Here is a 20,634-nt window from a genome sequence, read left to right on the forward strand (position 1 = left end):
GCGACATTGGGGCGGCTCCGGCACGGCGATGGCCTATTACGCGAAGGAATATCTGAGCCCAGAGGTGCTGAAACGATTCGATGTCGTCGGCATCGACCCCCGAGGCGTCGCCGAAAGCCAGAACGTGCGATGCTTCCCGTCTCAGAAGAAGAACGCCTCGGTGCTCAACAAGATCTACTCCGTCTCTTTCCCGTACGGGGCCGCGGAGGAGAAGTCGCTGCGTGCGGCCTACGACAAGCACGCCAAGGCCTGCTCGACCACCGGGAAACCGATGACCGGCGCCATCTCCACGGCCCAGGTGGCCCGCGACATGGACCTGCTGCGGCGTGCCGTGGGCGACAAGAAGCTCACCTACTTCGGCGTCTCGTACGGCAGCTACCTGGGCCAGGTGTACGCCAACCTCTACCCGGATCGAGTCCGTGCGATCGCCATCGACGGCATCCTCGACTCGGTGGCATGGGCCGGGACAAAGAACACCGAAAGCACCCCGATCGGGATCCGGCTCAAGTCGGCTGAGGGCTCGAGCAAAGCGCTGCACCAGGCGCTGGTGCTGTGCGGAGCGGCCGGGCCGACCAAATGTCGGTTCTCCGCGGGCGACCCGGTCGCGAACTTCGAAACGATCGCTCAGCGGCTGCGCGAGGCTCCGCTGAAGATCACCCTCGACGAGGACGAGAGCGTCACGCTGACGTACGCCGACTTCGTCGGATTCAACCTGAGCATGCTCTATTCCCAGGAGTACGGCCCGGAGGCCATCACCGACTTCGCGGCTTACCTGTGGGACATCCTCTATCCGCCTGCGGACGGCACGACGGCCACGAAGCGCCGGACCGCGGCCCGGGCCATCGTGAAGCTGCACAAGACCCTCGAGAACCGCCAGCAAGCAAGCAGGTCGAAGGCCCCCTACGCGGCTCCGTACGACAACAGCTTGGACGCCTTCGCCACCATCGTCTGCACCGATTCCCGGAACAGCAAGAACCTGGCAGCCTTCGGAAAGCTCGGCAACGAGGCGGACAAGAAGGCGCCGTACTTCGGGCGGCTCTGGCTGTGGAACCAGGGCAGCTGTGCCAGCAAGAACTGGACTGCGAAGGACGAGGATGCCTATCGCGGTCCGTTCAACAAGCACACCAGCTCACCGGTGCTGGTCGTGGGCAACTACTGGGATCCGGCGACCAACTACGCCGGCGCCGTCTCCACCTCGAATCGGCTGCCGAACAGTCGGCTGCTCTCGTCCAACTCATGGGGTCACACCGCGCTGCTCAGCTCCGGCTGTGTCAACAAGGCCGTGTACAGCTACCTGCTGAGCAAGAAGCTGCCGGCCAAGGGCACGGTCTGTGTCAGTGACTACCAGCCCTTCAGCGAGGTGCTCTCGGACGGATCCACCGCGGCACAGACCAAGGTGCTGAGCAAGCCCTCGATCGCTGTCCCGCCGGTGACGCCTCACCTGCGCTGAGCACTGACTGACCGAGGCGCGAGCTGACCGAAGTCTGACGAGGGTCCCGAGATCACTGGTCTCGGGACCCTCGTTCGTCTCCCGGCCGGAGGACCTTTGCCTCGTGTGTGGTGGCATCCGGCGATCTAGCGTGAAATCAGGTCCAGTTTGACCAAGATCACGTAGGAGACGTGCCCGATGAGCACCCTGACGCGACCCGCGCCAGCAGAATTCGACCCTTCCCTCGACACCCCGATCGCCGCCTGGGATGGCTTCGCCCCCGGCCCGTGGCAGCACGAGATCAACCTCCGGGACTTCATCCAGCGCAACTACACGCCGTACGAGGGTGCGGCCGATTTCCTCACCGGGCCGACCCAGCGGACCACCGACCTATGGGCGCGTTTGACCGAGCTGTTCCCGGAGGAGCGGGCGAAGGGCGTCTACGACATCGACGCCCGCACTCCGGCGTCGATCACCTCGCATGCACCGGGCTACATCGATCGGGAGCACGAGATCATCGTCGGGCTGCAGACCGATGCCCCGCTGAAGCGGGCGATCATGCCGTACGGCGGCTGGCGGATGGTCGAGGATGCCCTGCACACGTACGGCTACCCGGTGGATCCGACGCTCAAGAAGACCTTCACCACCTATCGCAAGACGCACAACGCCGGCGTCTTCGACGTCTATCCGCCGGCCGTTCGGGCCGCACGCCGGTCCAAGATCATCACCGGACTGCCGGATGCGTACGGCCGCGGCCGGATCATCGGCGACTACCGGCGCGTCGCGCTCTACGGCGTCGATGCACTGATCGCCGCCAAGCAGGCCGACCGGGCCGCGCTCGATGCCGAGCGCAGCGTCGAGGATGTGATCCGGGATCGTGAGGAACTCGCCGAGCAGGTTCGTGCGCTCGCTGAGCTGAAGGAGATGGCGGCTGCGTACGGCTTCGACATCTCGGGACCGGCCTTCACCGCCCGCGAGGCAGTGCAATGGCTCTATTTCGCCTATCTGGCGGCGGTCAAGGAGCAGAACGGCGCGGCCATGTCGCTGGGCCGGACGTCGACCTTCATCGACGTCTATCTGCAGCGCGATCTCGCCCTGGACCTGATCACCGAGACTGAGGCGCAGGAGCTGATCGACGACCTGGTGATCAAGCTGCGGATCGTGCGCTTCCTGCGGACGCCCGACTACGACGCGTTGTTCTCCGGCGACCCGACCTGGGTGACCGAGTCGATCGGCGGGATGGGCGCCGACGGCCGCACCCTGGTGACCAAGACGTCGATGCGGATGCTGCAGACCCTCTACAACCTGGGTCCGGCACCTGAGCCGAACCTGACAGTGCTGTGGAGCGACCGGCTGCCCGCCGGGTTCAAGCGGTTCTGCGCCAAGGTGTCGATCGACACGTCCGCGATCCAGTACGAGTCCGACGCGTTGATCAGTGAGCAGTGCGGCGACGACGCGGCGATCGCCTGCTGTGTGTCGGCGATGACCGTCGGCAAGCAGATGCAGTTCTTCGGCGCCCGGGTGAACCTGGCCAAGACGCTGCTCTATGCGATCAACGGCGGCCGGGACGAGATCACCGGCGTCCAGGTTGCTCCCCCGTCGACGGCAGTCGCAGACGGGGTCTTGGACTACGCCGAGGTCGACACCAGATTCGACGCGCTGATGGACTGGCTGGCCGAGACCTATGTCGACGCGCTGAACTGCGTGCACTACATGCACGACAAGTACGCCTACGAGCGACTCGAGATGGCATTGCACGACAGCACGATCCTGCGCACCATGGCCTGCGGCATCGCCGGGCTGAGCGTGGTCGTCGACTCGCTGTCGGCGATCAAGTACGCGCGGGTCACCCTGGTGCGCGGCGAGCACGGACTGGTCGTCGACTATCTGACCGAGGGCGAGTTCCCGACCTTCGGCAACGACGACGACCGGGTGGACTCGATCGCGGCCGATATCGTCCGCAGGTTCATGCAGAAGGTACGCCGGCAGCAGACGTACCGTGGCGCCACGCACACCCAGTCGGTGCTGACGATCACCTCCAACGTGGTCTACGGCAAGGCGACCGGCAACACCCCGGACGGTCGACGCCTCGGCGAGCCGTTCGCGCCGGGAGCGAACCCGATGAACGGACGGGACCGGCACGGAATGCTCGCGAGTGCGCTGAGCGTGGCCAAGCTCCCGTACGACCAGGCGCAGGACGGCATCTCGCTGACTGCCACGGTCGTGCCCTCCGGTCTGGGCCGGACCGCCGACGAGCAGGTCGGCAACCTGGCCGGGCTGCTGGATGCGTACATGGTCTCCGACGGTTTCCACATCAACATCAACGTGCTCAACCGGGAGACGTTGGTGGATGCAATGCAGCACCCGGACCGCTATCCGCAGCTGACCATCCGGGTGTCGGGCTATGCCGTCAACTTCGTCCGACTGACTCGCGAGCAGCAGCTGGATGTGCTCTCGCGGACCTTCCACGACGGGGTCTGAGGCTGGGCGATGACGATCTATCTGGGTCTTCCGAGTGTCTCGGTGCCTGCATCAGCGGAGCAGACACCGAACGCTCGGTCGCGGCGGCTGGCCGCGGTCCGTGACGGGATGCTCGGCAGCGTGCACTCCTGGGAACTCGTCACGGCCGTGGACGGCCCCGGCACTCGGCTGACGATCTTCCTGGCGGGTTGCGCGCTGCGTTGCCGGTATTGCCACAACCCGGACACCTGGAGCATCCGGCACGGTCGAGACACCCCGCTCGAGGAGGTGCTCGCGCTGATCGATCGGTACCAGAAGATCATGCGCGTCACCGGTGGCGGCGTCACCCTGTCCGGCGGCGAGCCGCTGCTGCAGCACGCTTTCGTCCGGCGCATCTTCCGGCGCTGTGCCGAACAAGGCATCCACACCGCACTGGACACGTCTGGCTTCTTGGGTTCCTGGGCCTGCGATGACCTGCTGAGCGACACGTCGCTGGTGCTGCTGGATGTGAAGTCCGGCCTGCCGGACGTCTATCGCACGGTCACCCGGCGTGAGCTCGAGCCCACGCTCGAGTTCGGCCGACGGCTGGCTCGGCTCGACCTACCGATGTGGATCCGGTTCGTGCTCGTGCCCGGTCTGACCGACGGCTGGGAGAACGTCGAGGCGGCGGCCGAGTATGCGGCGTCGTTGCAGCGCTTGGGGTCTGGTGGCGCAGTGGCGCGGGTGGAGGTGCTCGGATTCCACCAGCTCGGGCGGGACAAATGGCACGAGCTGGGTGAGTCGTATCCGTTGGAGGACACGCAACCGCCGAGTGCAGAGTTGCTGGAAAGGGTTCGTGAACAGTTCCGGTCGCGCGGGTTGACCGTCCGGTGAGTTCGGCGCCGGTGCGGCGAGCGGCTACCATCTCGGGGTCAGTGCGCAGGGGGCGGTAGCTCAGCAGGTCAGAGCAGGGGACTCATAATCCCTGGGTCGCGGGTTCGAGCCCCGCCCGCCCTACCCCACTCCGACCAGGAGAAACACGTCGCGGACTGGTGATTCGGACTCGGGATCGTCCAGGACCACCGAGTCGAGGGATTGGCCGCGCTGCCCGCCACCACGAAACGCGATTGCTGTGGCCAGTGGGAGAGGCAAGCAGTCGCATACCCAGTGAGCGGCTTCTCCGGTCAGCGATTGTTCATGCGTAGTGCCGCGACCGCGCTGACCGTGGCGTGGCCTCGCCATTCCAGGACGGCAGCGTCGGAATAGCTGGCGAAGCCCGCCGGCCACCCGCCGTCAGGAAGTTGTGCTCGTTCGAGTCGATCCAGATCGTCTGAGACTGCGTGGGGATCGAGCAGGCTGCGGAGCGGGCGTCCGGGTTCGGGCGCGTAGTGGAGGAGGTGCAGTCTCTCGCCCTCTGCTCCGCCGATGACCGGGAGTGCTCCGTCTCTCGGCACGAATCGGCTCAGGTGGCCGAGCAGTTCGTGTGCTTCCGGGTAGGTATCGGAGGCGATGTCGAGAAGTTGCAGCGCGAAGGACAGGACGTAGGCGAACGGTGCCTCGTCTGTCCGGCGGATCGACTCGAAGCAGTACCGAGTTGCCGTCGTCAGCCACGGGTGGTCCCGCACCTCGTCATCGAAGCACGCGACACGATGTGCCTCGGCCGCTACCGCAGCGGTGATCTGAAGCGATGACTCGGCAGGGTTCGCGCTCGCCCAGAACGGCGCGCAGGCGACGGGGTTGCTGATCGGCCGTGCGAACGGCAGCCCGCCATCAGGGAGCGTCACCGAGTTGAGCCAGTCAAGAAGTGCGACCGCGTGCGGCGAGGTCAGCGGATCGGCGGCGGCAAGCGCCTCGAATGCGTGCAACGCGCCGCCGGGCTGGCTTTCCGGCGCGCGGAGGTCGGGCTCAAGCCCCCACCCGTAACCTCCATCAGCGTTCCGATAGGAATCGAGTCCGCGGATGATCGCATGCCGCGCGGCATCGCTGTTTCCGATGATTGCCTCGAAGCGTCGCCGGTCGAGGATGCGCGCGTGAGAAGTCATGAAAGCGGTCGCACGGTCCAGGTTGATGCTCATGACCGTCAGCCTCCCAAGTCGAGGCCGCAGTTGTCTTGGACGAATCGGCCAGCGCGCCGACGCCACAGGACGTGAGCGTCAGCAAGTCAGGCTGCGCGGGCGAGCCCGGAGGGCGTCCTTCCGGTGAGTCGCCGGCTCTCACGGGCGAAATGGGCCTGATCGACGTAACCCGCGGTCGCGGCGGCATCGCTCAACGATGTACCTGTTCGCACCAAGTGAGCAGCACGCTGGAAGCGGTGGATCTGCATCAGCGTCTTCGGCCCGTAGCCGAACAGCGCGTTGCTGAGCCGACGCAACGACCGTTCCGACAGATCGTGGCGGACCGCCGTCTCGCGCACAGTCAACCCATCGCGTGCTGCCCGGTCCAGCGATGCCGCGAGGCGCAGAGTGGCATGATCCGGGTCCGCCCTGGCCCACAAGGCAACAAAGACCTGCTCGAGTGCAGCGGGCACGTCATCCTCAAACGGACGGGCAACCGCGCTGGGCACGATGACGAACTCCGACAACTCCACCCGCTGATTGGTCAGCTCGTGGGCGGGCGCACCGAGCAGCGAGCAGGCGACACCAGGGGCAAGCCGAAGCCCCCATGTCACCTCGCCGGGCCGGGTCTCGACGACCATACTTCGCGTGTCAGCACCCGCGACGACCAGACGACCTTGGAACCACATCAAGTCCATCACCCCGTCGGGGGCAATATGGTGCTCCCGGCCAGGCGACAACGCGCGCCACAACACCGCGCTCGTCCGAGCACCTCGCCGTGTCGCATAACCGGTCAGGTCGCTACACCTCCGCCCTGATGCCATCGTAAGTCAGGCCCCACGCTGCTTGCGGCCCCCGAAGTTTCCACCCTGTCGGCTATCGCCTCGTCTGAACTGTCACACGTCCTTGTGGGGGCGGCCCGCTGACAGGAGCTGGCCGGGCATCGACGTAGGACCGACGCCAGATACGAAGTCAGGAAAGAGCCGTCTTCATCTCTGCTGAAGGGCACCGTGCAGGAAGCACAGGCGCACATCGCGTCGGCCGCCGGAGAGGACTGAACTGCTGTCGAATAGCAGCCTCAGCCAGCGCGCGACCCACAAGCCCGGCCGCGGCGCCCGATGCCGCTGAGCGTACGTCTCACGCCACCGGGCCAAGAACGACGACAGACCACGCGGGAAACGTGCACGTTTCGCGCCGCCGGGCCAAGGACGACCGTAGGGCGCACCCCCAGTCAGGCGCTCCTCGCGCAGGTTCCTGAGGCGGTACGGCGGAGGGCGCGGCCGGGCAAGGCATCGGTACGAGCGCCGTCGGCGATCACCGGCGTACCGTTCACCAGCACCCAGTCGATCCCTTCGGCCTGCTGGCGTGGCTGCTCGAAGGTAGCGGCGTCTCGGACCCGATCGGGATCGAAGACCACCAGATCGGCGTGATAGCCGACCCGCACCAGGCCACGATCGACCAGCTTCAGTCGCGCTGCCGGCCGGCCGGTGAGATGGTGCACGCAGTCGGCCAGTCCGAGCAGGCCCAGCTCGCGGACGTAGTGCCCGAGATACCGCGGAAAGGTCCCCCACGCGCGGGGGTGCGGCTTCTCGGCGACCAGGATGGCGTCCGAGCCACCGCAGTGCACCCGGTGCTGCATGATCGCCCGCACGTTCTCCTCGTGACCGACATGCTGCAGGATCGTGGTGGCCAGCCTGTCGCGTAACAGCAGTTCGGCATAGACATCACTGGCTGCCCGGCCTTGCCGCTCAGCGAGGACGGCGATCGTCTGACCCATCGCATCGGCGAGCGCGGGCTCACCGACACCGCTGATCTCGATCGTCGACCAGTCCACCGGGCAGCCGTGGCAACCCTCGCTGCCGGTGACCTCCAGAGCATGGGCGATCCGGGCCCGCTCACCCGGATCGGCCAACCGGTGCATGATCATCGGCGGTCCGGCGGCGGTGGCCCAGCGCGGCAGCAGCGCGACCAGTGAGGTGGAGCCCGGCAGATACGGATAGCTGTCCAGCGTGATGTCCAGGCCATCGTCCAGCGCCGAGTCGATCATGGTCAGCAACTCGGCGGCTCGGCCACGGTTCTCGGCGAAGTTGAGCGTGGCATGGGTCAGATGGAGTGGACAGCGGGAGGCCCGGGCGACCTCGATCATCTCCCCGTACGCGGCCAGTGCGCCGTGTCCGTACGAGCGGTGGTGCGGCGCGTAGTACCCACCGGCCTCGGCGACCACGCGGCACAACGCGATCAGTTCGTCGTCGCCGGCGTACATGCTCGGTGGGTAGGTCAGTCCGCTGCTCATCCCCACCGCACCGTCGGCCAGTCCTTCCCGGACGACCGCCATCATCTGCGTCAGTTCGGCAGGCGTGGCCGGTCTGTCCTCCGGTCCCATCACGAGCAGTCGAACCGTGCCCTGCGGCACCAGATAGGCGGCGTGACAAGGGATCCCACGATCCAGGGCATCGAGGTAGTCGGCCACGCTTGCCCAGCCGAACGGCAGCTCAGGCTCGCCGTTCCAACCGGCCAACTGCTGCCGCAAGACGGCGAGCGACGCCTCGTCGACGGGCGCGTACGACAACCCGTCCTGACCGAGCACCTCACAGGTCACCCCTTGGCTGACCTTGGCCAGATGATCATGGTCGGCCAGGATCGCCAGATCCGAATGGGCGTGCAGATCGATGAACCCCGGCGCAACGACCCGACCCGTGGCACTCAGTCGGCGCTGAGCGGCTCGTCCCGAACCGGGTGGCGCGATCTCGACGATCCGATCTCCCTCGACCAGCACATCGCCCGGTCGTCCCGGCGCTCCAGTGCCGTCGAGGATGAGGGCGTCGGTGATCACCAGGTCGGCGGACATCCCTGCCTCAGAAGAAGGTCCGGACGAAGTCGACCACCACCGGATCAGCGGCGTCGGGATCGTCGATGACCGGAATGACCCGCCACTTGTCGAAAGCCGTGCACGGATGGCTCAGTCCGAGTCGCACCACGTCGCCGATCTCTACCGGAGCCGGCCGATCGCGATCCCAGCGCAGATAGCCGTGCTGGTCGTTCAGCGCGGTGACCTGGACGCCACTCAGCGGCACCGGATCGCGATCGGCGGTCAGCCGCAGCTGCACCTGCGGCAGGTCGAGGTCGTACGGCAGATCCCGTTTGCCAGCATCGACGAGCGCCAGACCCGGCTCCGGTTGGCTGCTCACCCGCACCCAGCCGTGCAGGGCGCTGACCAGTCCCGGCCCCGCGGTCCGGGGATGTTCGCCCAGGGGGCTGAGATGGCGGTAGTGCCCGTCGTCGTGAGTCAGATAGGCCCCCGAGCGCAACACGACCTGAACGCCGTCAGCGACCAGCGGGCCGAGCACGTCGGCCACGTCGTCGAAGTAGGCGCTGCCACCGGCGCTGACGATCGGGGGCACGCCGTCGGGATACAGACCCTCGGCGCTGATCCGTTCGTGGGCCTCACGCAGCGTAGACAAGAACCCGCGCACCGCCGCCAGGCTGTCGGCATCGCTGTCGGCCGCGAGCACACCCTCGTAGCCGCCGACACCGGCGAGCCGCAGATAGGGCGAGGCGGACAGTTGCCGAGCAATATCGAGGGCGATCTCCGGGTCGCGGGCCCCGGTGCGACCGCCCGCCCCGCCGACCTCGACGAGGACGTCGATCGGCCGATAGTCCGGACCCGCGACCGGCGCGTACGCCGCCAGCGCTTCCTCCATCAAAGCGACAGTCCGCGAATGGTCGGCCCAACAGATCACCTGGGCCGCCGGATCCCGGCTGAGCTCGGCGACGATCCAGCGCAGGGCCGACGGCACGATGATCTCGTTGGCCACCAGCACCCGAGACACCCCGTACGCCCGAGCGACCGCGAGCTGGGCGACATTGGCGAGGGTGATCGCCCACGACCCCGCGTCGAGTTGCGCCGCCCACAACTGCGGCGCCATGGTCGTCTTCCCGTGCGGCGCCAGCGCGAGCCCGCGCTCGGCGCACCAGTCGGCGAAAATCGCCAGGTTGTGCCGCAACCCAGGTTCGGACAAGGTCAGCAACGGCGTCGGAAACTGGCTCAGCGGCAGTCTCATCGCTCCAGCTTCCGCACCTGACCGGCCCCACAGCCGTGGCGGGATTCCCTTGTCCAGTTGGGCCAACGGCTGTTCGGTGAGCGCATCCAAAGCCACCTGGTCGAACGTGGCGGCTGCCGTCGAGATCTCCATTGGGGCAGACTACGCACACCATGACGAAGACAGCCATCACCACCACCGAAGCGCCGGCTCCGGCGCACACCTTCTCCCAGGGTGTCCGGCGCGGCCCGATCCTCCAGGTCTCCGGTCAAGGGCCGGTCGACGCCGCCACCAACACCTATCTCCATCCCGGCGACGTCGCCGCCCAGACCACGCTGACCCTGACGAACGTCGAGGCCATCCTGACCGCCGGCGGTGCGACGTTCGAGGACGTGATCATGCTGCGCGTCTACCTCACCAGCCGGGATGACTTCGCGACGATGAACGAGGCGTACGGCGCGTTCCTCGCGGATCGTTGCCAGGTGCTGCCGGCGCGGACCACCGTCTTCACCGGCTTGCCACGGGAGGAGATGCTGGTCGAGATCGATGCCCTCGCGGTGGTCGGCGGCTGATCATGGTCACGGTGCGGTGAAGCGTACCGTCGCCTTGCCGTCACGAACCGTGATCGTCCCGGTCCAGCCGTCGTCGGCATCGGTGAAGTCGAGCACGGTGTTGTCGCCGCTGCCGCTCTCCTTGGTGATCTCAAAATGCGGTGACAGGTGCGACCGATAGAACGTGACCACCTCGGTGGCGCCAGGGCTGGCGAACGTGAACGAAGCGCCCGACGCCGGATCCTTCAGACCGGTCAACTTCGTATCTTCCGGGAACCGGAAGAAGAACGGCAGATGACTGACCCCGAGGTCGTTGCCGGTGAGCACCTGCTCCTCCTTCGGCGCGACGAAGGTAGCGCGCGTGCTCTCGGCGCCGATCGCCAGCGTGCCCTGCCAGCCGTCACTGTCGGTGAAGGTGAGGGTGGTCGTGGCGCCGTCGGTGACCTCATCGGTCACGGTGAAATGACCGGCCGGCAGCGCTGCCCGATAGAACGGCAGCGTCGTGGTCGGGTCTGGGGTCCTCAAAGTGAACGAAGCACCAGTCGGCGGATCCTGCAGGTTCTCGATCGTCGAGCCGGGCGGGAACCGGAGGAAGAACGGCACGTGGCGGATGCCGAGATCAGCTGGGGTCAGCATGCTCGCCTCCTCACTCTGCCCGTCCGAGGGACTCGGACTCCCGGTCGCCACGGCGCCGAAGGTGACGACGGTGTCAGAGGTCTCGGCGACGACCGTGCCGCCGAAGCCGCTTCCGGACCAGGTCAAGGTGTCGCTGACATCGGTCTCGATCGCGTAGCCCGCCTCCGGCAGCGCGGTGCGATAGAAGGCGACCACCTCGGTTGGGGTCGGGGCGCTGAGGATGACCGTGCCGGGGAAGGAGGTGGAGACCGCGGCGCCCTCGGGAAAGGTGAACCCGGCCGGCACCTCGATCTGGCGGCCGTCGACCTCGACCAGTTCTGTGTCGGCGGCGCTGGTGGTCGACGAGGTCGACGAGACGGGCGGCGCGCTTTGCGGATCGACGGGGACGGTCGCATTGCCGCAGGCCGTCAACATCGCCAGAGCCACGGCGGCGGAGCCGCCGATCGCGACGGTCCACCGTCGAGATCGGCGCGGTGTCAAGGTGGTCGAGGTAGGCATCAAAGTCGTCCTTCGGTTGGGCGGGCCCGGTATCCGGGTCGCTGTCCAGCCTGTCGAGTCGTGGGAGGTCGCACACGTCGGAAGTTCCGCTGTCAGACAAAGTGCTGTCGGCAAGTTAGCCGACTCGCGGTTCGCACCCGGTCTTCGGCATGCTGTCGGGCATGACTGTGCTGGGGCGAGGCGTGCTTGCGGTGCTCACCGCCGTACGGTTGCTGCAGTTGGTCTCCTGGCCGGTCGCTATGGCCACCGCCGGCACCAGCTGGCTGACGCGTCCCTGGCTGGCCGGGCTCGCGTACGGGATTGCGGCGGTCGGCACCATCGTCACCCTCAGCCGGCTGTGGCTGATCCGCCGTCAACCGCCGATGCGTTGGAGTGTTGCCCTGTGGTGGACGGACGCGGTGCCGGCGACCGTCGCTTTGATCCTTGGTGGGCTGGCTACCGCACCGGGGCATGGCGCGGACTACAACCACCCGACGGTGGCGCTGGCGATCGGCACAGCCGCGACCCTGGCCCTGGCGTTGCCGGCCCGGCAGAGTCTGACGGCGGCAGCCGCCTTGCTGGTTGCCTACCTGGTGGGCATCACGAGCACCCTCATGCTCGGACCGGTTGTCATCACCGCGGTGGCCGCCAATGCGGCTGCTCTGGTCGGGGTGCCGATCGCGCTGGTGGTGCTGGCCAGGACGCTCAGGGCCGCCGACCGGCGCACGGCGGCTGCCGAGACGGAACTGGCCGAAGCCCGGGCCGCGTTGGTGGCGGCCGACCGGCGGGAGAACGAGCGATCGCGGCAGTATCGGCTGCTCCACGACACGGTGCTGTCCACGCTGAGTGCCCTCTCCCGCGGCACCTTGCAGCCGGAGCAGCCCGAGGTACGCCAGCGGCTGGTCACCGACGCCGACTATCTGCGCGGGCTGATCGCCACCAGTGGCAGCGCCGCCGGCATGCGCCTGGTCGGCGACCTTGCTGCTTTGCGCCGCGATCACACCGCCGCTGGGCTGCGGATCCATCAACATCTCGCCGATGTGCCCGACCTGTTGCCCGAGGAGGTCTGCGTGGCGATCTCGGCCGCCATCCGCGAGGCGCTCAACAACGTCGCCCGACACAGCGGCACGAGCGAGGCGTGGGTGACGATCACCGGCGGCCCGGCCGAGCAGCCGGGTTCGGTGAGCGTGTTGATCACCGACCAGGGTCAAGGGTTCGACCCGGCCGGCGTCCGACCCGGCATCGGCCTGAGCCAGTCGATCACCGCCCGGCTGGCTGAGGTCGGCGGAAGCGCCGACGTGGACAGTGAACCTGGCCAGGGCACCACGGTCGAGCTGAGGTGGCCGCGATGAGTCGCGCCATCGATAACTCGGCCGGTCGGCAGCCCGGGACCGGGACGGTGATCACGGTGGCCGCGATCGACGACGACCGGATGCTGCTCGGCGGACTGACGGCCTGGCTCGGGCCGGTCGACGACCTCGAGCTGGTGCTCACCTGTGGCACCGTCGCCGACTACGAGCAGGCGCTGGCGGCCGACATCGCGGTGCCTGATGTGGTGCTGCTGGATCTGAACCTGCGCGACCTCACGGACCCGGTCGACAATGTCCAGCGGGTGCTGGCCTCAGGCGCGCTGGTGATCATGGTCTCGACCATTCCCGATGCCGACGGGGTGTTGGCCACGCTGGAGGCCGGCGCCGCGGGCTATCTCACCAAGGACCAGGATCTGGAGGCGCTGCTGGCCGCGATCCGCGAGGTCGCCGCCGGCGGTTCGGCGCTGAGTCCGGAGTTGGCGTTCATGATCAGCCGGGACAGCCGCCCGCAGCGGCCGCAGCTGTCGCCACAGGAGCGCACTGTGCTGACCGCGTACGCCTCGGGCGCCACCCTCGCGGCAGCTGCGCGTCGGGCCGGGGTCGCGTACGGCACTGCTCGGGAGTATCTGGAGCGGGTCAAGCGCAAGTACGCCGACGCTGGTCGACCGACCTACACCAAGCTCGACCTGGCCGATCGGGTCCGCGAGGATCGGCTCGAGCTGGATGGTCTGGGCGAGTGAGCTGCCGGTGGTTGGCTCGGCACTTCAGCCGGTCCGGCGCTGCTGTTCGGCCAGCCGGTCGGTCTCCTGGCTGACCAGTTCGGCGACATCCGGCTCGGTCGGGAACAGCACCCGTTCCAGCGGGATCTCACTGATCTTCTCGTCCTGCTTGGGTTTGCCCTTCGCGGCCGGCCGGCTCACACCGGTCACCAGCTCACCGGCGACCCGCAGGAACTCGTCAGCCGCGTGTGGTCCGAGCTGATCGCCGAGGCAGTGCCGGCGATAGGCGTGGCGCTGCTCGGCCAGCGGGTCGGTCCCCAGCAGATCGCTCAACGCACTGTCGAGCGTGGAGAGGTCCTTCTCGATCAGGTACGCCACCCGGGCCATCGGGAACTCGGCTCGGAAGTCCTCACCAGAGGCCCGCATCGCGACCATGGCGAACGGCTTGCCGGACGCGAGATTGTCGGAGGCGACCGAGGAGACATCGGTGATCAGCCCGTCGGCATTGTTGAGGCAGTCGGCGATCTCCCAGTCGCGCTCGGCCTGCTCGCCCCAGACGTGGTGGCGACCGGTGCTGCGCTGGTCGCCGGCCAACAGCTGCTGGATGCGCCGGATCAGCCCGGCATCGGCCGGATCGGCGTAGCTCAACGGGTGCGGCCGGAAGATCACCGTCACCCCGCGGTCCAGCAGCGCGGCAACGATCCGCTCCCCCAGCCCCAGTGAGGAGTAGTCGGTCGTCGGCCGGCCACCCCGCCACGTCGGCGCATAGAGCACCGTGCGCGGCGCGTCGGCGGGCAGTGGCTCGTCGCGGACCTCGATCCGCTCCACCTGCGGCCGGCCAACCTTCAGCAGCCGGTCGGGCGGAATCTCCACGCCGTGGGCGGCATACCGCTCCACGCCCTGCTGTCCACAGACCAACACTTTGTCATACGTGGCGTGCCGAGGACTGAAGTTGGCCTGCTTGTCGGAGTCGCCGTGGTTGAGCCAGATGTGGGTGAGCTTGCGGAACTTCTGGAAATGCAGATTGGCCCGACTGCCCTGGACATAGAACGCCGCCTTCATCGACGGCACCACGAGGGTGCTGAGATCGCCCAGTTCGCTGGTGGTCCGCGGCACGATCACTGGCGCGGTGGTCAACGCGGTGATCGTCGGCACAGTCGCGGCCTCGCGGGTGATCACCACGAACGGCCTGCCCAGTCGTTCGAGATACGGCAGCCACATCCCCAGCTGATAGCGGGCCCCGTGCAGGCCGCCGTAGTAGACCACGAATGCGGGCTGGTGCCTCTTGAGCGCTTTTGGCAGCGCAGTCAGTGCCTGGCGGGTCATCTTGGTGGCCCGGCCGGCGTACCCGATGAGGATCAGCGCCGCCGCCAGCTCCAGGGTCGCGACGCCGAGATAGCACCAGCCAGGCAGTCCGACGATCGCCAACGCGCTGCCGGCGGTGATCGTGGCGAGCGAGCCGGCCACCAGCCTGTTCGGCGCGTACGGCGGCGCCGGCACCGGTTGGACACCTGGCAGGTTGACCGCGATCTGTTGAGTCTTGGCGAGCAACGCCTTGATCGTCGGCTCCGCCAGCACCGCGGCCATCGCGATCCCGGTGGCTGTCCACACCCAAACTGCCTGGTCGGGTCGACGGGCCAGGTAGCCGCCGGCGATCGCGACCAGCAGCACCAACCGCGGTCCGGTGTGCATGGTCAGCAGTTCGCCGTGTCGAGCCACTTCTCGCCGCAGCAGCCAGCCGGTGCCGATGACCCCGGCCACGGCAAGCAGGCCACCGAGCATCCGCAGCACGATCGGGTCCGCGACCAGCAACAGCACGGCCCCGACCACGGCCCCGAGGGCGACGGCGTTGCCGACCAGCAGGTCGATGATCTTGGACTGGTTCGCACCCACGGCGGCTGACCAACCCTTGATGTTGAGCACGCCGCGTCGCGAGGTGGTCGAAGACGCACTACCTCGTGTCGGCTCCATGCCGAGAAAGGTAACCGCGTCGACCCCCGGAGCCCTGCCGTACGCGCCGGGAAGGCCACTCTTCGAGTTATGGATAGGAAAATCCCCGACATCGGGGATTTTCCTATCCATAGTTGCCGGTGAGCCTGTCTGCCAGCTGATGCAGCCAGGCGGCGACGCCGGTCGGCCCGTCCAGCACGAGATCGGCGTGCTCGGTGAGAGCGTCCTCCTCGTGGGAGGCCGAACAGATCAGCAATCCCCTGATCCCTTCGGTACGAAGCTGCTCCACGGCCTCGAAGGCCGGCAGATCTCCGAGGTCGTCGCCGGCGAAGATCACCGTCTGTGCGTCCTTCTCGGCGACGATGGCGCGCATCGCGTCGCCCTTGTCGATCCCTGTCGCGCGGATCTCCCAGACGTTCTTACCGGGCTCCACGGTGAGTCCACAGCGGAGCGCGAGCTCGCGGATCGGCTCAGCGAGGCGGTCGAAGGCGCTGGCCGGATCGGCCAGCCCACGGGTGTGGACGGCGACCGCCCGACCCTTGTCCTCGATCCGGGAGCCGGCCAGGCCGAGCCCGGCCAGCAGTCCTGGCAGTTCCTCGTTGACCTGCGCGATGCCGGGCGGCGCCGGCGGCAGATCGTAGTGATCGCCGTCGGCGTCCCACCGTTCCACGCCGTACTGGCCCAGGACCGTCATCGACCGCAGGCCCTCGGCCTCGCCGAAGCCACCGAGGCGGACCGCCGTCCGGACCGGCCGCCCGGTGATCACCACGATCGAGCCGAGCAACGAGCCGAGTCTCGACAAGGCGGACAGCGCATCCGGATCGACGTGTGCCAGCGCAGGGTCGTCGACGATCGGGGCGAGTGTGCCGTCGAAGTCGAGAGCCAACATGGTCTGATCTGGATGAGCCAGCACAACCTGCAAAGCTGCGCGCCCCGCTTCGGAGATCGGTTGGGTGTCACTCACGAACACGAGCCTGACAGATCGCCATGGATGGATGCCATCGAGGCCCAAAGTCGAGATTCCGGACGAATTGGTCCACAGGTCGAATGCGGACTGGCGTACGGTCGAGTCATGGTCATAGCGCAGGCACATACCAGCGAGGCGAGTCCCGATGGCGCGGCAGCGGAGACCATGGAGTCCCCGCAGCCGCCACCTCGGACCAAGGCATCCTTTGTCGTGGTCGCCAACCGGCTACCGGTCGACCGCATCGAGAATCCCGATGGCAGTGTCGACTGGCGCACCTCTCCGGGCGGGCTGGTGACTGCTTTCGAGCCGGTGATGCGGCGCCATCAGGGAGCCTGGGTCGGCTGGCCCGGCTCACCGGACGACGAGATCGAGCCGTTCGTGAACAACGGTCTGCAGCTCGAGCCGGTGCATCTGTCGACCCAGGACGTCGAGCGCTACTACGAGGGGTTCTCGAACGCGACACTGTGGCCGCTGTATCACGACGTGATCGTCCCCGCGACCTATCACCGGGAGTGGTGGGACAGCTATCGAGTGGTCAACCGGCGGTTCGCGGAGGCAGCAGCCGATATCGCAGAGCAGGGCGGGGTGGTCTGGGTGCAGGACTACCAGCTGCAACTGGTGCCGCAGATGCTCCGCGAGCTTCGTCCGGATCTGCGGATCGGCTTCTTCATGCACATCCCCTTCCCACCCACCGAGTTGTTCCAGCAGTTGCCCTGGCGTCGGCAGATCCTCCAGGGCCTGCTCGGGGCGGATCTGGTCGGATTCCAGATCCCCGGCGGGGCGCAGAACTTCGTCCGGCTCGTCCGGCAGCGGTTCGGCTACGAGACCCACCGGGACCGGATCCAGACACCCGACGGCCGAACCGTGCTCGCTCGGGCGTACCCGATCTCCATCGACTCCGCCGGCATGCACGAGCTCGCCATGTCGGAGGCAACCGCCGAGCGGGCCCGGGCGATCCGCGCCGATCTCGGCAATCCGTCGACGATCTTCCTCGGCGTGGACCGGCTGGACTACACCAAGGGCATGCCCGAACGGATCCGCGCCTTCAGCGAGTTGGTGGCCGAAGGGGTCGTCGATCCCGAGGACGCCGTCTTCCTGCAGGTCGCCACCCCGTCCCGGGAGCGGGTCGATCAGTATCGCCTGCTGCGCGACGACATCGACCGGTTGGTCGGCCGGATCAACGGCGACATCGGCCGCATCGGGCGGCCACCGATCATCTACCTGCACAACTCCTATCCGCGCGAGGAGATGGCCGCGATGTATCGTGCGGCCGACGTCATGGTGGTCACTCCGCTCCGGGACGGCATGAACCTGGTCGCCAAGGAGTACGTGGCCTGTCGCAGCGGCGACACCGGCGCCCTGGTGTTGAGCGAGTTCACCGGTGCTGCGCGAGAGCTCCGGCAGGCCTACCTGGTGAACCCGCATGACATCGACGGCCTGAAGTCGACCATGGCGATGGCGGCCACGGACACGATTCGCAACAAGTCACGCCGGATGCGGATCATGCGGCGCCAGGTGTTCGAGCACGACATCGATCACTGGGCCAGCCAGTTCCTGAACGATCTCGGCACTTTGCTCCCCCGGTTGGACTCGAACCAACAACCTGCCGGTTAACAGCCGGCTGCTCTGCCAATTGAGCTACAGGGGATCGCGTGGTGACGCGGCTACGTACCTTAGCAGGAGATCAGCGTTCGTCGTACTCGTGACGAACCTCGGCCAGTGTCGCGTCGGCCAGCTCCCGGATACCCGGAGTTCGCCAGGTGACGCCGCGGGTCAGGGTGGTGTGCCACGTGATTGATGATGGCGTATCCGCGAGATCGCGGCGGCCGTTGATGATCACGCCTCGGTCGCTCCCGGGCGTCGCGGGAACGAAGCGCTCGAACACGATGCTCGCCTGGACGCGCTCCTGGAACACCGCCGGCACCCGGGCTGGATCGGGCAGCGCGACGGCTCCACGCTTGCCGGAATAGGTCTGCCAGCGCAGTTGCGCGGTCTCGACATTCCAACCGCCGCGTTCGATCTCGTGCCAGCCCACGTGCCGCCACGCGTCCTCTGTTCGTACGGACACCGCGGCCGGACTCAGCACGACCACGCCGGGCTCGGGACCCACGCCGACGGCGTGGGTCCAAGCGAGGATCCGTGCCGGCCGCCCTGGCACCTCAGACAGGGTCTCACGCCAACTCGCGTACACCGCCGGGTCCAGGCCACGGGTCTTGCTCCACCACTGTCGCACGATGCCATTCAACCAATGGGGATTCAGTCCAGCTCGTCCAGGGAGCCGGTCAAAAGCTGCTCGAGAGTCAGACCGGCCTTCCCCAGACTCGACTGCGTCACCCCTGACATGTCCGCACGCTCCTGCGCCAGGCTGGGCATCGACTGCCAGGATCGACAAAAGCGTGCGCGTGCACCCTTCCAGAGTTCGACCGGCACGTCTGGCGCATCCATGTCGCCTGCATCCAGCAGGTAGCTCTCGCCCTCTCGCTTTCCGTCAGACACTCCGCCTCCTCACCGAACACGCAGTCCAGCTATCAACCCCAAGCCGGCCGCGAAGGCGCGCCGTCAATGACTTCCCGGCGTCGCATTGAAGGTGACATTCGGCGGAGCCAGGACTCGCCGCCACCTCCAAAACCGTATCATGAACTTCTCTCCGATCCAAAGAAAGTTGATGACTGCAATTCCCAGCAAGACAATCCAGAAGGGATGGGAAACCAGTGCCGCCGATGGCCCGTGAAGATCTCCTGGAATCCTTCCCGACCTGATGAACAACGTCAGCACAAGCGCCACGAAAGAGATCAACAGGCTGGACAGTATGCTCACCAGCGAGGCCAAGGTCGAGAAATAGCCACGGGCCCGTTCACCAAATCCCATGATGGCCCACAGCGCCAGGGGCAACGCAAAGATCAGCGATCCAGGATCAATCCCGCCAAGCGGCGATTCCTCCCCCGTCGGCGGGGTCGAACCATCCCAGGTCGCACCGAAGATCCACACAATGGCCAGCACCGCGCTCGCCAGGATCCACGCCTTCCCCAGGCTTCCCGGAAGCTTCTCGAAGAACCGGACATACAAGAATGGAGATCGTGCGGCGCTGTGCTGAAAACTCCGCGTGTACAGGTGAGCGTACGACTGACCACTTGGCTTTGGGCACCGAAAGTACGGCCGTGAGGATTGGTAGATCTTTTGAGGCTCGAGCACCGGGATCGGCTTCATCGACGTGTGGTCGTGGAACCACGTCTCCCCGATGTAATAGCCATCTGGGGCCTCGATCTCCAAGTGGTAGCTCGCACACTTCTTGGTGCGAGAGACATCGATGAACAGTGAGTTCGGGTCCAACCCCGACCATTCACGGACGGCTGCGCTCACCTTCTCGCGGAGGCCGGCCGTTTCGACCCCCTGAGCCGGCGTCGAGGACAGTCGTTCCTCGTAGCTGATCTGGAATATCACGTGCCGATCCCGGGGGATCGCCGCCTCGACAACGATCGCGTATGCCACCTGAGCACGGGTGACAAACGAGCACAGGAGCGTCAGATGATCCCTGGACTCAACGTGCAGCTTCCTGGTGATGAATGTCGTCAATCTCGCAGTCTCCGCCGCCGCTTCGTTCTGATCGAGCACCTCCGAGCTGATCGCGCGAGATATCAGCAAAGTCTGGATCTCAGCATAGATCCTCCGCTGCTCTCCGGTTTGCGGCTGCCGAACCGCGGAGCCCAGCAGCGCAAAGATGCAAAGACCGGTCAGCACCAGATATTCTCCATGCGGAAGAGTTGGCAGCAATTGGCCGGAGGCATCGCGAATCTCGAGATTGCTGATGAGCTGACCCTTGTTGAAACGAACCACCGGGACCAAGCGGGTAGCATAAAGCTGGTCGCCGCCGACCGCCTCGATCGTGTGGTCATCTTCAGCCGGCTCTGGCAGAAACTCGACGGTACTCGATCGAACGACCCGGTCACTGCGCAGACGTACGTTCTCAGCGATCCGCGCCCGGGTGACAATAGGGTCTTGGCATGACACCCAACGGCATGATGACGAGGTTGATCAACAGCCCGACGGCAAGAAGTGCCATTC

At 66.8% G+C, this 20,634-nt stretch carries 17 protein-coding genes and 2 tRNA genes; 8 read left to right on the top strand and 11 right to left on the bottom strand.

Going from position 1 to position 20,634, the window contains the following annotated elements; translation table 11 throughout:
* Positions 1-28: 28 nt before the first annotated feature.
* The 4 genes from MLP_RS16120 to MLP_RS16135 all read left to right on the top strand — a co-directional run bounded on the left by MLP_RS16120 (position 29) and on the right by MLP_RS16135 (position 4,885).
* Positions 29-1,450, top strand: coding sequence for an alpha/beta fold hydrolase (locus MLP_RS16120; RefSeq protein WP_013864214.1), 1,422 nt, complete (start codon positions 29-31; stop codon positions 1,448-1,450).
* Positions 1,451-1,627: 177 nt separating this feature from the next.
* Entirely contained in the window at positions 1,628-3,910 is a 2,283-nt protein-coding gene (gene pflB, locus MLP_RS16125) for a formate C-acetyltransferase (protein WP_013864215.1), read from the top strand.
* Positions 3,911-3,919: 9 nt separating this feature from the next.
* The gene (gene pflA / locus MLP_RS16130; protein ID WP_013864216.1) at positions 3,920-4,762 is read left to right on the top strand and encodes a pyruvate formate-lyase-activating protein; all 843 of its coding nucleotides are present in this window, start codon (positions 3,920-3,922) and stop codon (positions 4,760-4,762) included.
* Between the two features lie 49 nt (positions 4,763-4,811).
* Positions 4,812-4,885, top strand: a tRNA-Ile gene (locus tag MLP_RS16135).
* A 167-nt stretch (positions 4,886-5,052) separates the two neighbouring features.
* Here MLP_RS16135 and MLP_RS16140 read toward each other — a convergent pair.
* The 4 genes from MLP_RS16140 to MLP_RS16155 all read right to left on the bottom strand — a co-directional run bounded on the left by MLP_RS16140 (position 5,053) and on the right by MLP_RS16155 (position 10,115).
* The gene (locus MLP_RS16140) at positions 5,053-6,009 is read right to left on the bottom strand and encodes a prenyltransferase/squalene oxidase repeat-containing protein (protein WP_197536422.1); all 957 of its coding nucleotides are present in this window, start codon (positions 6,007-6,009) and stop codon (positions 5,053-5,055) included.
* Between the two features lie 20 nt (positions 6,010-6,029).
* Positions 6,030-6,746, bottom strand: a complete 717-nt coding sequence (locus tag MLP_RS16145; protein ID WP_013864218.1) for a helix-turn-helix domain-containing protein — start codon at positions 6,744-6,746, stop codon at positions 6,030-6,032.
* A 407-nt stretch (positions 6,747-7,153) separates the two neighbouring features.
* Positions 7,154-8,770: an N-acyl-D-amino-acid deacylase family protein gene (locus MLP_RS16150; protein ID WP_013864219.1), complete on the bottom strand. Its 1,617-nt coding sequence runs from the start codon at positions 8,768-8,770 to the stop codon at positions 7,154-7,156.
* 7 nt (positions 8,771-8,777) lie between these two features.
* Positions 8,778-10,115 carry a type III PLP-dependent enzyme domain-containing protein gene (locus MLP_RS16155; protein ID WP_013864220.1) on the bottom strand — a complete coding sequence of 446 codons (1,338 nt, stop codon included), beginning with the start codon at positions 10,113-10,115 and terminating at the stop codon, positions 8,778-8,780.
* 20 nt (positions 10,116-10,135) lie between these two features.
* Here MLP_RS16155 and MLP_RS16160 point away from each other — a divergent pair, with 20 nt between their 5' ends.
* Positions 10,136-10,534 (top strand): RidA family protein, encoded by a 399-nt coding sequence (locus tag MLP_RS16160; protein ID WP_013864221.1) that lies wholly within the window; start codon positions 10,136-10,138, stop codon positions 10,532-10,534.
* A 6-nt stretch (positions 10,535-10,540) separates the two neighbouring features.
* Here the strand turns inward: MLP_RS16160 and MLP_RS16165 are convergent, their stop codons facing one another.
* Positions 10,541-11,647, bottom strand: a complete 1,107-nt coding sequence (locus tag MLP_RS16165) for a hypothetical protein (RefSeq protein WP_013864222.1) — start codon at positions 11,645-11,647, stop codon at positions 10,541-10,543.
* 161 nt (positions 11,648-11,808) lie between these two features.
* Between MLP_RS16165 and MLP_RS26555 the strand changes: the two genes are divergently transcribed.
* The gene (locus MLP_RS26555; RefSeq protein WP_172641585.1) at positions 11,809-12,978 is read left to right on the top strand and encodes a sensor histidine kinase; all 1,170 of its coding nucleotides are present in this window, start codon (positions 11,809-11,811) and stop codon (positions 12,976-12,978) included.
* Positions 12,975-13,676, top strand: a complete 702-nt coding sequence (locus tag MLP_RS16175; protein ID WP_049804767.1) for a response regulator — start codon at positions 12,975-12,977, stop codon at positions 13,674-13,676. The genes MLP_RS26555 and MLP_RS16175 overlap by 4 nt, the downstream gene beginning before the upstream one ends.
* A 24-nt stretch (positions 13,677-13,700) precedes the next feature.
* Here MLP_RS16175 and MLP_RS16180 read toward each other — a convergent pair whose 3' ends face one another.
* Positions 13,701-15,626 (bottom strand): CDP-glycerol glycerophosphotransferase family protein, encoded by a 1,926-nt coding sequence (locus MLP_RS16180; protein ID WP_156821184.1) that lies wholly within the window; start codon positions 15,624-15,626, stop codon positions 13,701-13,703.
* A gap of 103 nt (positions 15,627-15,729) precedes the next feature.
* Positions 15,730-16,569 (bottom strand): trehalose-phosphatase, encoded by an 840-nt coding sequence (gene otsB / locus MLP_RS16185; protein ID WP_231851328.1) that lies wholly within the window; start codon positions 16,567-16,569, stop codon positions 15,730-15,732.
* A gap of 168 nt (positions 16,570-16,737) precedes the next feature.
* On the opposite strand from otsB, the gene MLP_RS27050 reads away from it, so the two are divergent.
* Positions 16,738-18,186 carry an alpha,alpha-trehalose-phosphate synthase (UDP-forming) gene (locus MLP_RS27050; protein ID WP_013864227.1) on the top strand — a complete coding sequence of 483 codons (1,449 nt, stop codon included), beginning with the start codon at positions 16,738-16,740 and terminating at the stop codon, positions 18,184-18,186.
* Here MLP_RS27050 and MLP_RS16195 read toward each other — a convergent pair.
* The 4 genes from MLP_RS16195 to MLP_RS16210 form a co-directional block, all read right to left on the bottom strand.
* Positions 18,148-18,220, bottom strand: a tRNA-Asn gene (locus tag MLP_RS16195). The genes MLP_RS27050 and MLP_RS16195 overlap by 39 nt on opposite strands.
* 36 nt (positions 18,221-18,256) lie before the next feature.
* On the bottom strand, positions 18,257-18,805 hold the full coding sequence (locus MLP_RS16200; RefSeq protein ID WP_013864228.1) for a hypothetical protein: 549 nt from the start codon (positions 18,803-18,805) through the stop codon (positions 18,257-18,259).
* 23 nt (positions 18,806-18,828) lie between these two features.
* Positions 18,829-19,068: a hypothetical protein gene (locus tag MLP_RS16205; RefSeq protein ID WP_013864229.1), complete on the bottom strand. Its 240-nt coding sequence runs from the start codon at positions 19,066-19,068 to the stop codon at positions 18,829-18,831.
* A 63-nt stretch (positions 19,069-19,131) separates the two neighbouring features.
* Positions 19,132-20,580, bottom strand: a complete 1,449-nt coding sequence (locus MLP_RS16210; RefSeq protein WP_013864230.1) for a hypothetical protein — start codon at positions 20,578-20,580, stop codon at positions 19,132-19,134.
* Positions 20,581-20,634 lie beyond the last annotated feature (54 nt).

Origin of the sequence: Microlunatus phosphovorus NM-1 (genome assembly GCF_000270245.1) — a bacterium.
Classification (GTDB): domain Bacteria; phylum Actinomycetota; class Actinomycetes; order Propionibacteriales; family Propionibacteriaceae; genus Microlunatus; species Microlunatus phosphovorus.

What these genes read in the sequence shown, in the direction of transcription:
- MLP_RS16150 (WP_013864219.1), bottom strand. Translation starts at nt 8,770, where the DNA reads ATGTCCGCCGACCTGGTGATCACCGACGCCCTCATCCTCGACGGCACT.
- MLP_RS16120 (WP_013864214.1), top strand. Translation starts at nt 29, where the DNA reads ATGGCCTATTACGCGAAGGAATATCTGAGCCCAGAGGTGCTGAAACGA.
- MLP_RS16165 (WP_013864222.1), bottom strand. Translation starts at nt 11,647, where the DNA reads ATGCCTACCTCGACCACCTTGACACCGCGCCGATCTCGACGGTGGACC.
- MLP_RS16160 (WP_013864221.1), top strand. Translation starts at nt 10,136, where the DNA reads ATGACGAAGACAGCCATCACCACCACCGAAGCGCCGGCTCCGGCGCAC.
- MLP_RS16155 (WP_013864220.1), bottom strand. Translation starts at nt 10,115, where the DNA reads ATGGAGATCTCGACGGCAGCCGCCACGTTCGACCAGGTGGCTTTGGAT.
- MLP_RS16180 (WP_156821184.1), bottom strand. Translation starts at nt 15,626, where the DNA reads ATGGAGCCGACACGAGGTAGTGCGTCTTCGACCACCTCGCGACGCGGC.
- MLP_RS16175 (WP_049804767.1), top strand. Translation starts at nt 12,975, where the DNA reads ATGAGTCGCGCCATCGATAACTCGGCCGGTCGGCAGCCCGGGACCGGG.
- pflA (WP_013864216.1), top strand. Translation starts at nt 3,920, where the DNA reads ATGACGATCTATCTGGGTCTTCCGAGTGTCTCGGTGCCTGCATCAGCG.
- pflB (WP_013864215.1), top strand. Translation starts at nt 1,628, where the DNA reads ATGAGCACCCTGACGCGACCCGCGCCAGCAGAATTCGACCCTTCCCTC.
- MLP_RS27050 (WP_013864227.1), top strand. Translation starts at nt 16,738, where the DNA reads ATGGAGTCCCCGCAGCCGCCACCTCGGACCAAGGCATCCTTTGTCGTG.
- MLP_RS16145 (WP_013864218.1), bottom strand. Translation starts at nt 6,746, where the DNA reads ATGGCATCAGGGCGGAGGTGTAGCGACCTGACCGGTTATGCGACACGG.
- MLP_RS26555 (WP_172641585.1), top strand. Translation starts at nt 11,809, where the DNA reads ATGACTGTGCTGGGGCGAGGCGTGCTTGCGGTGCTCACCGCCGTACGG.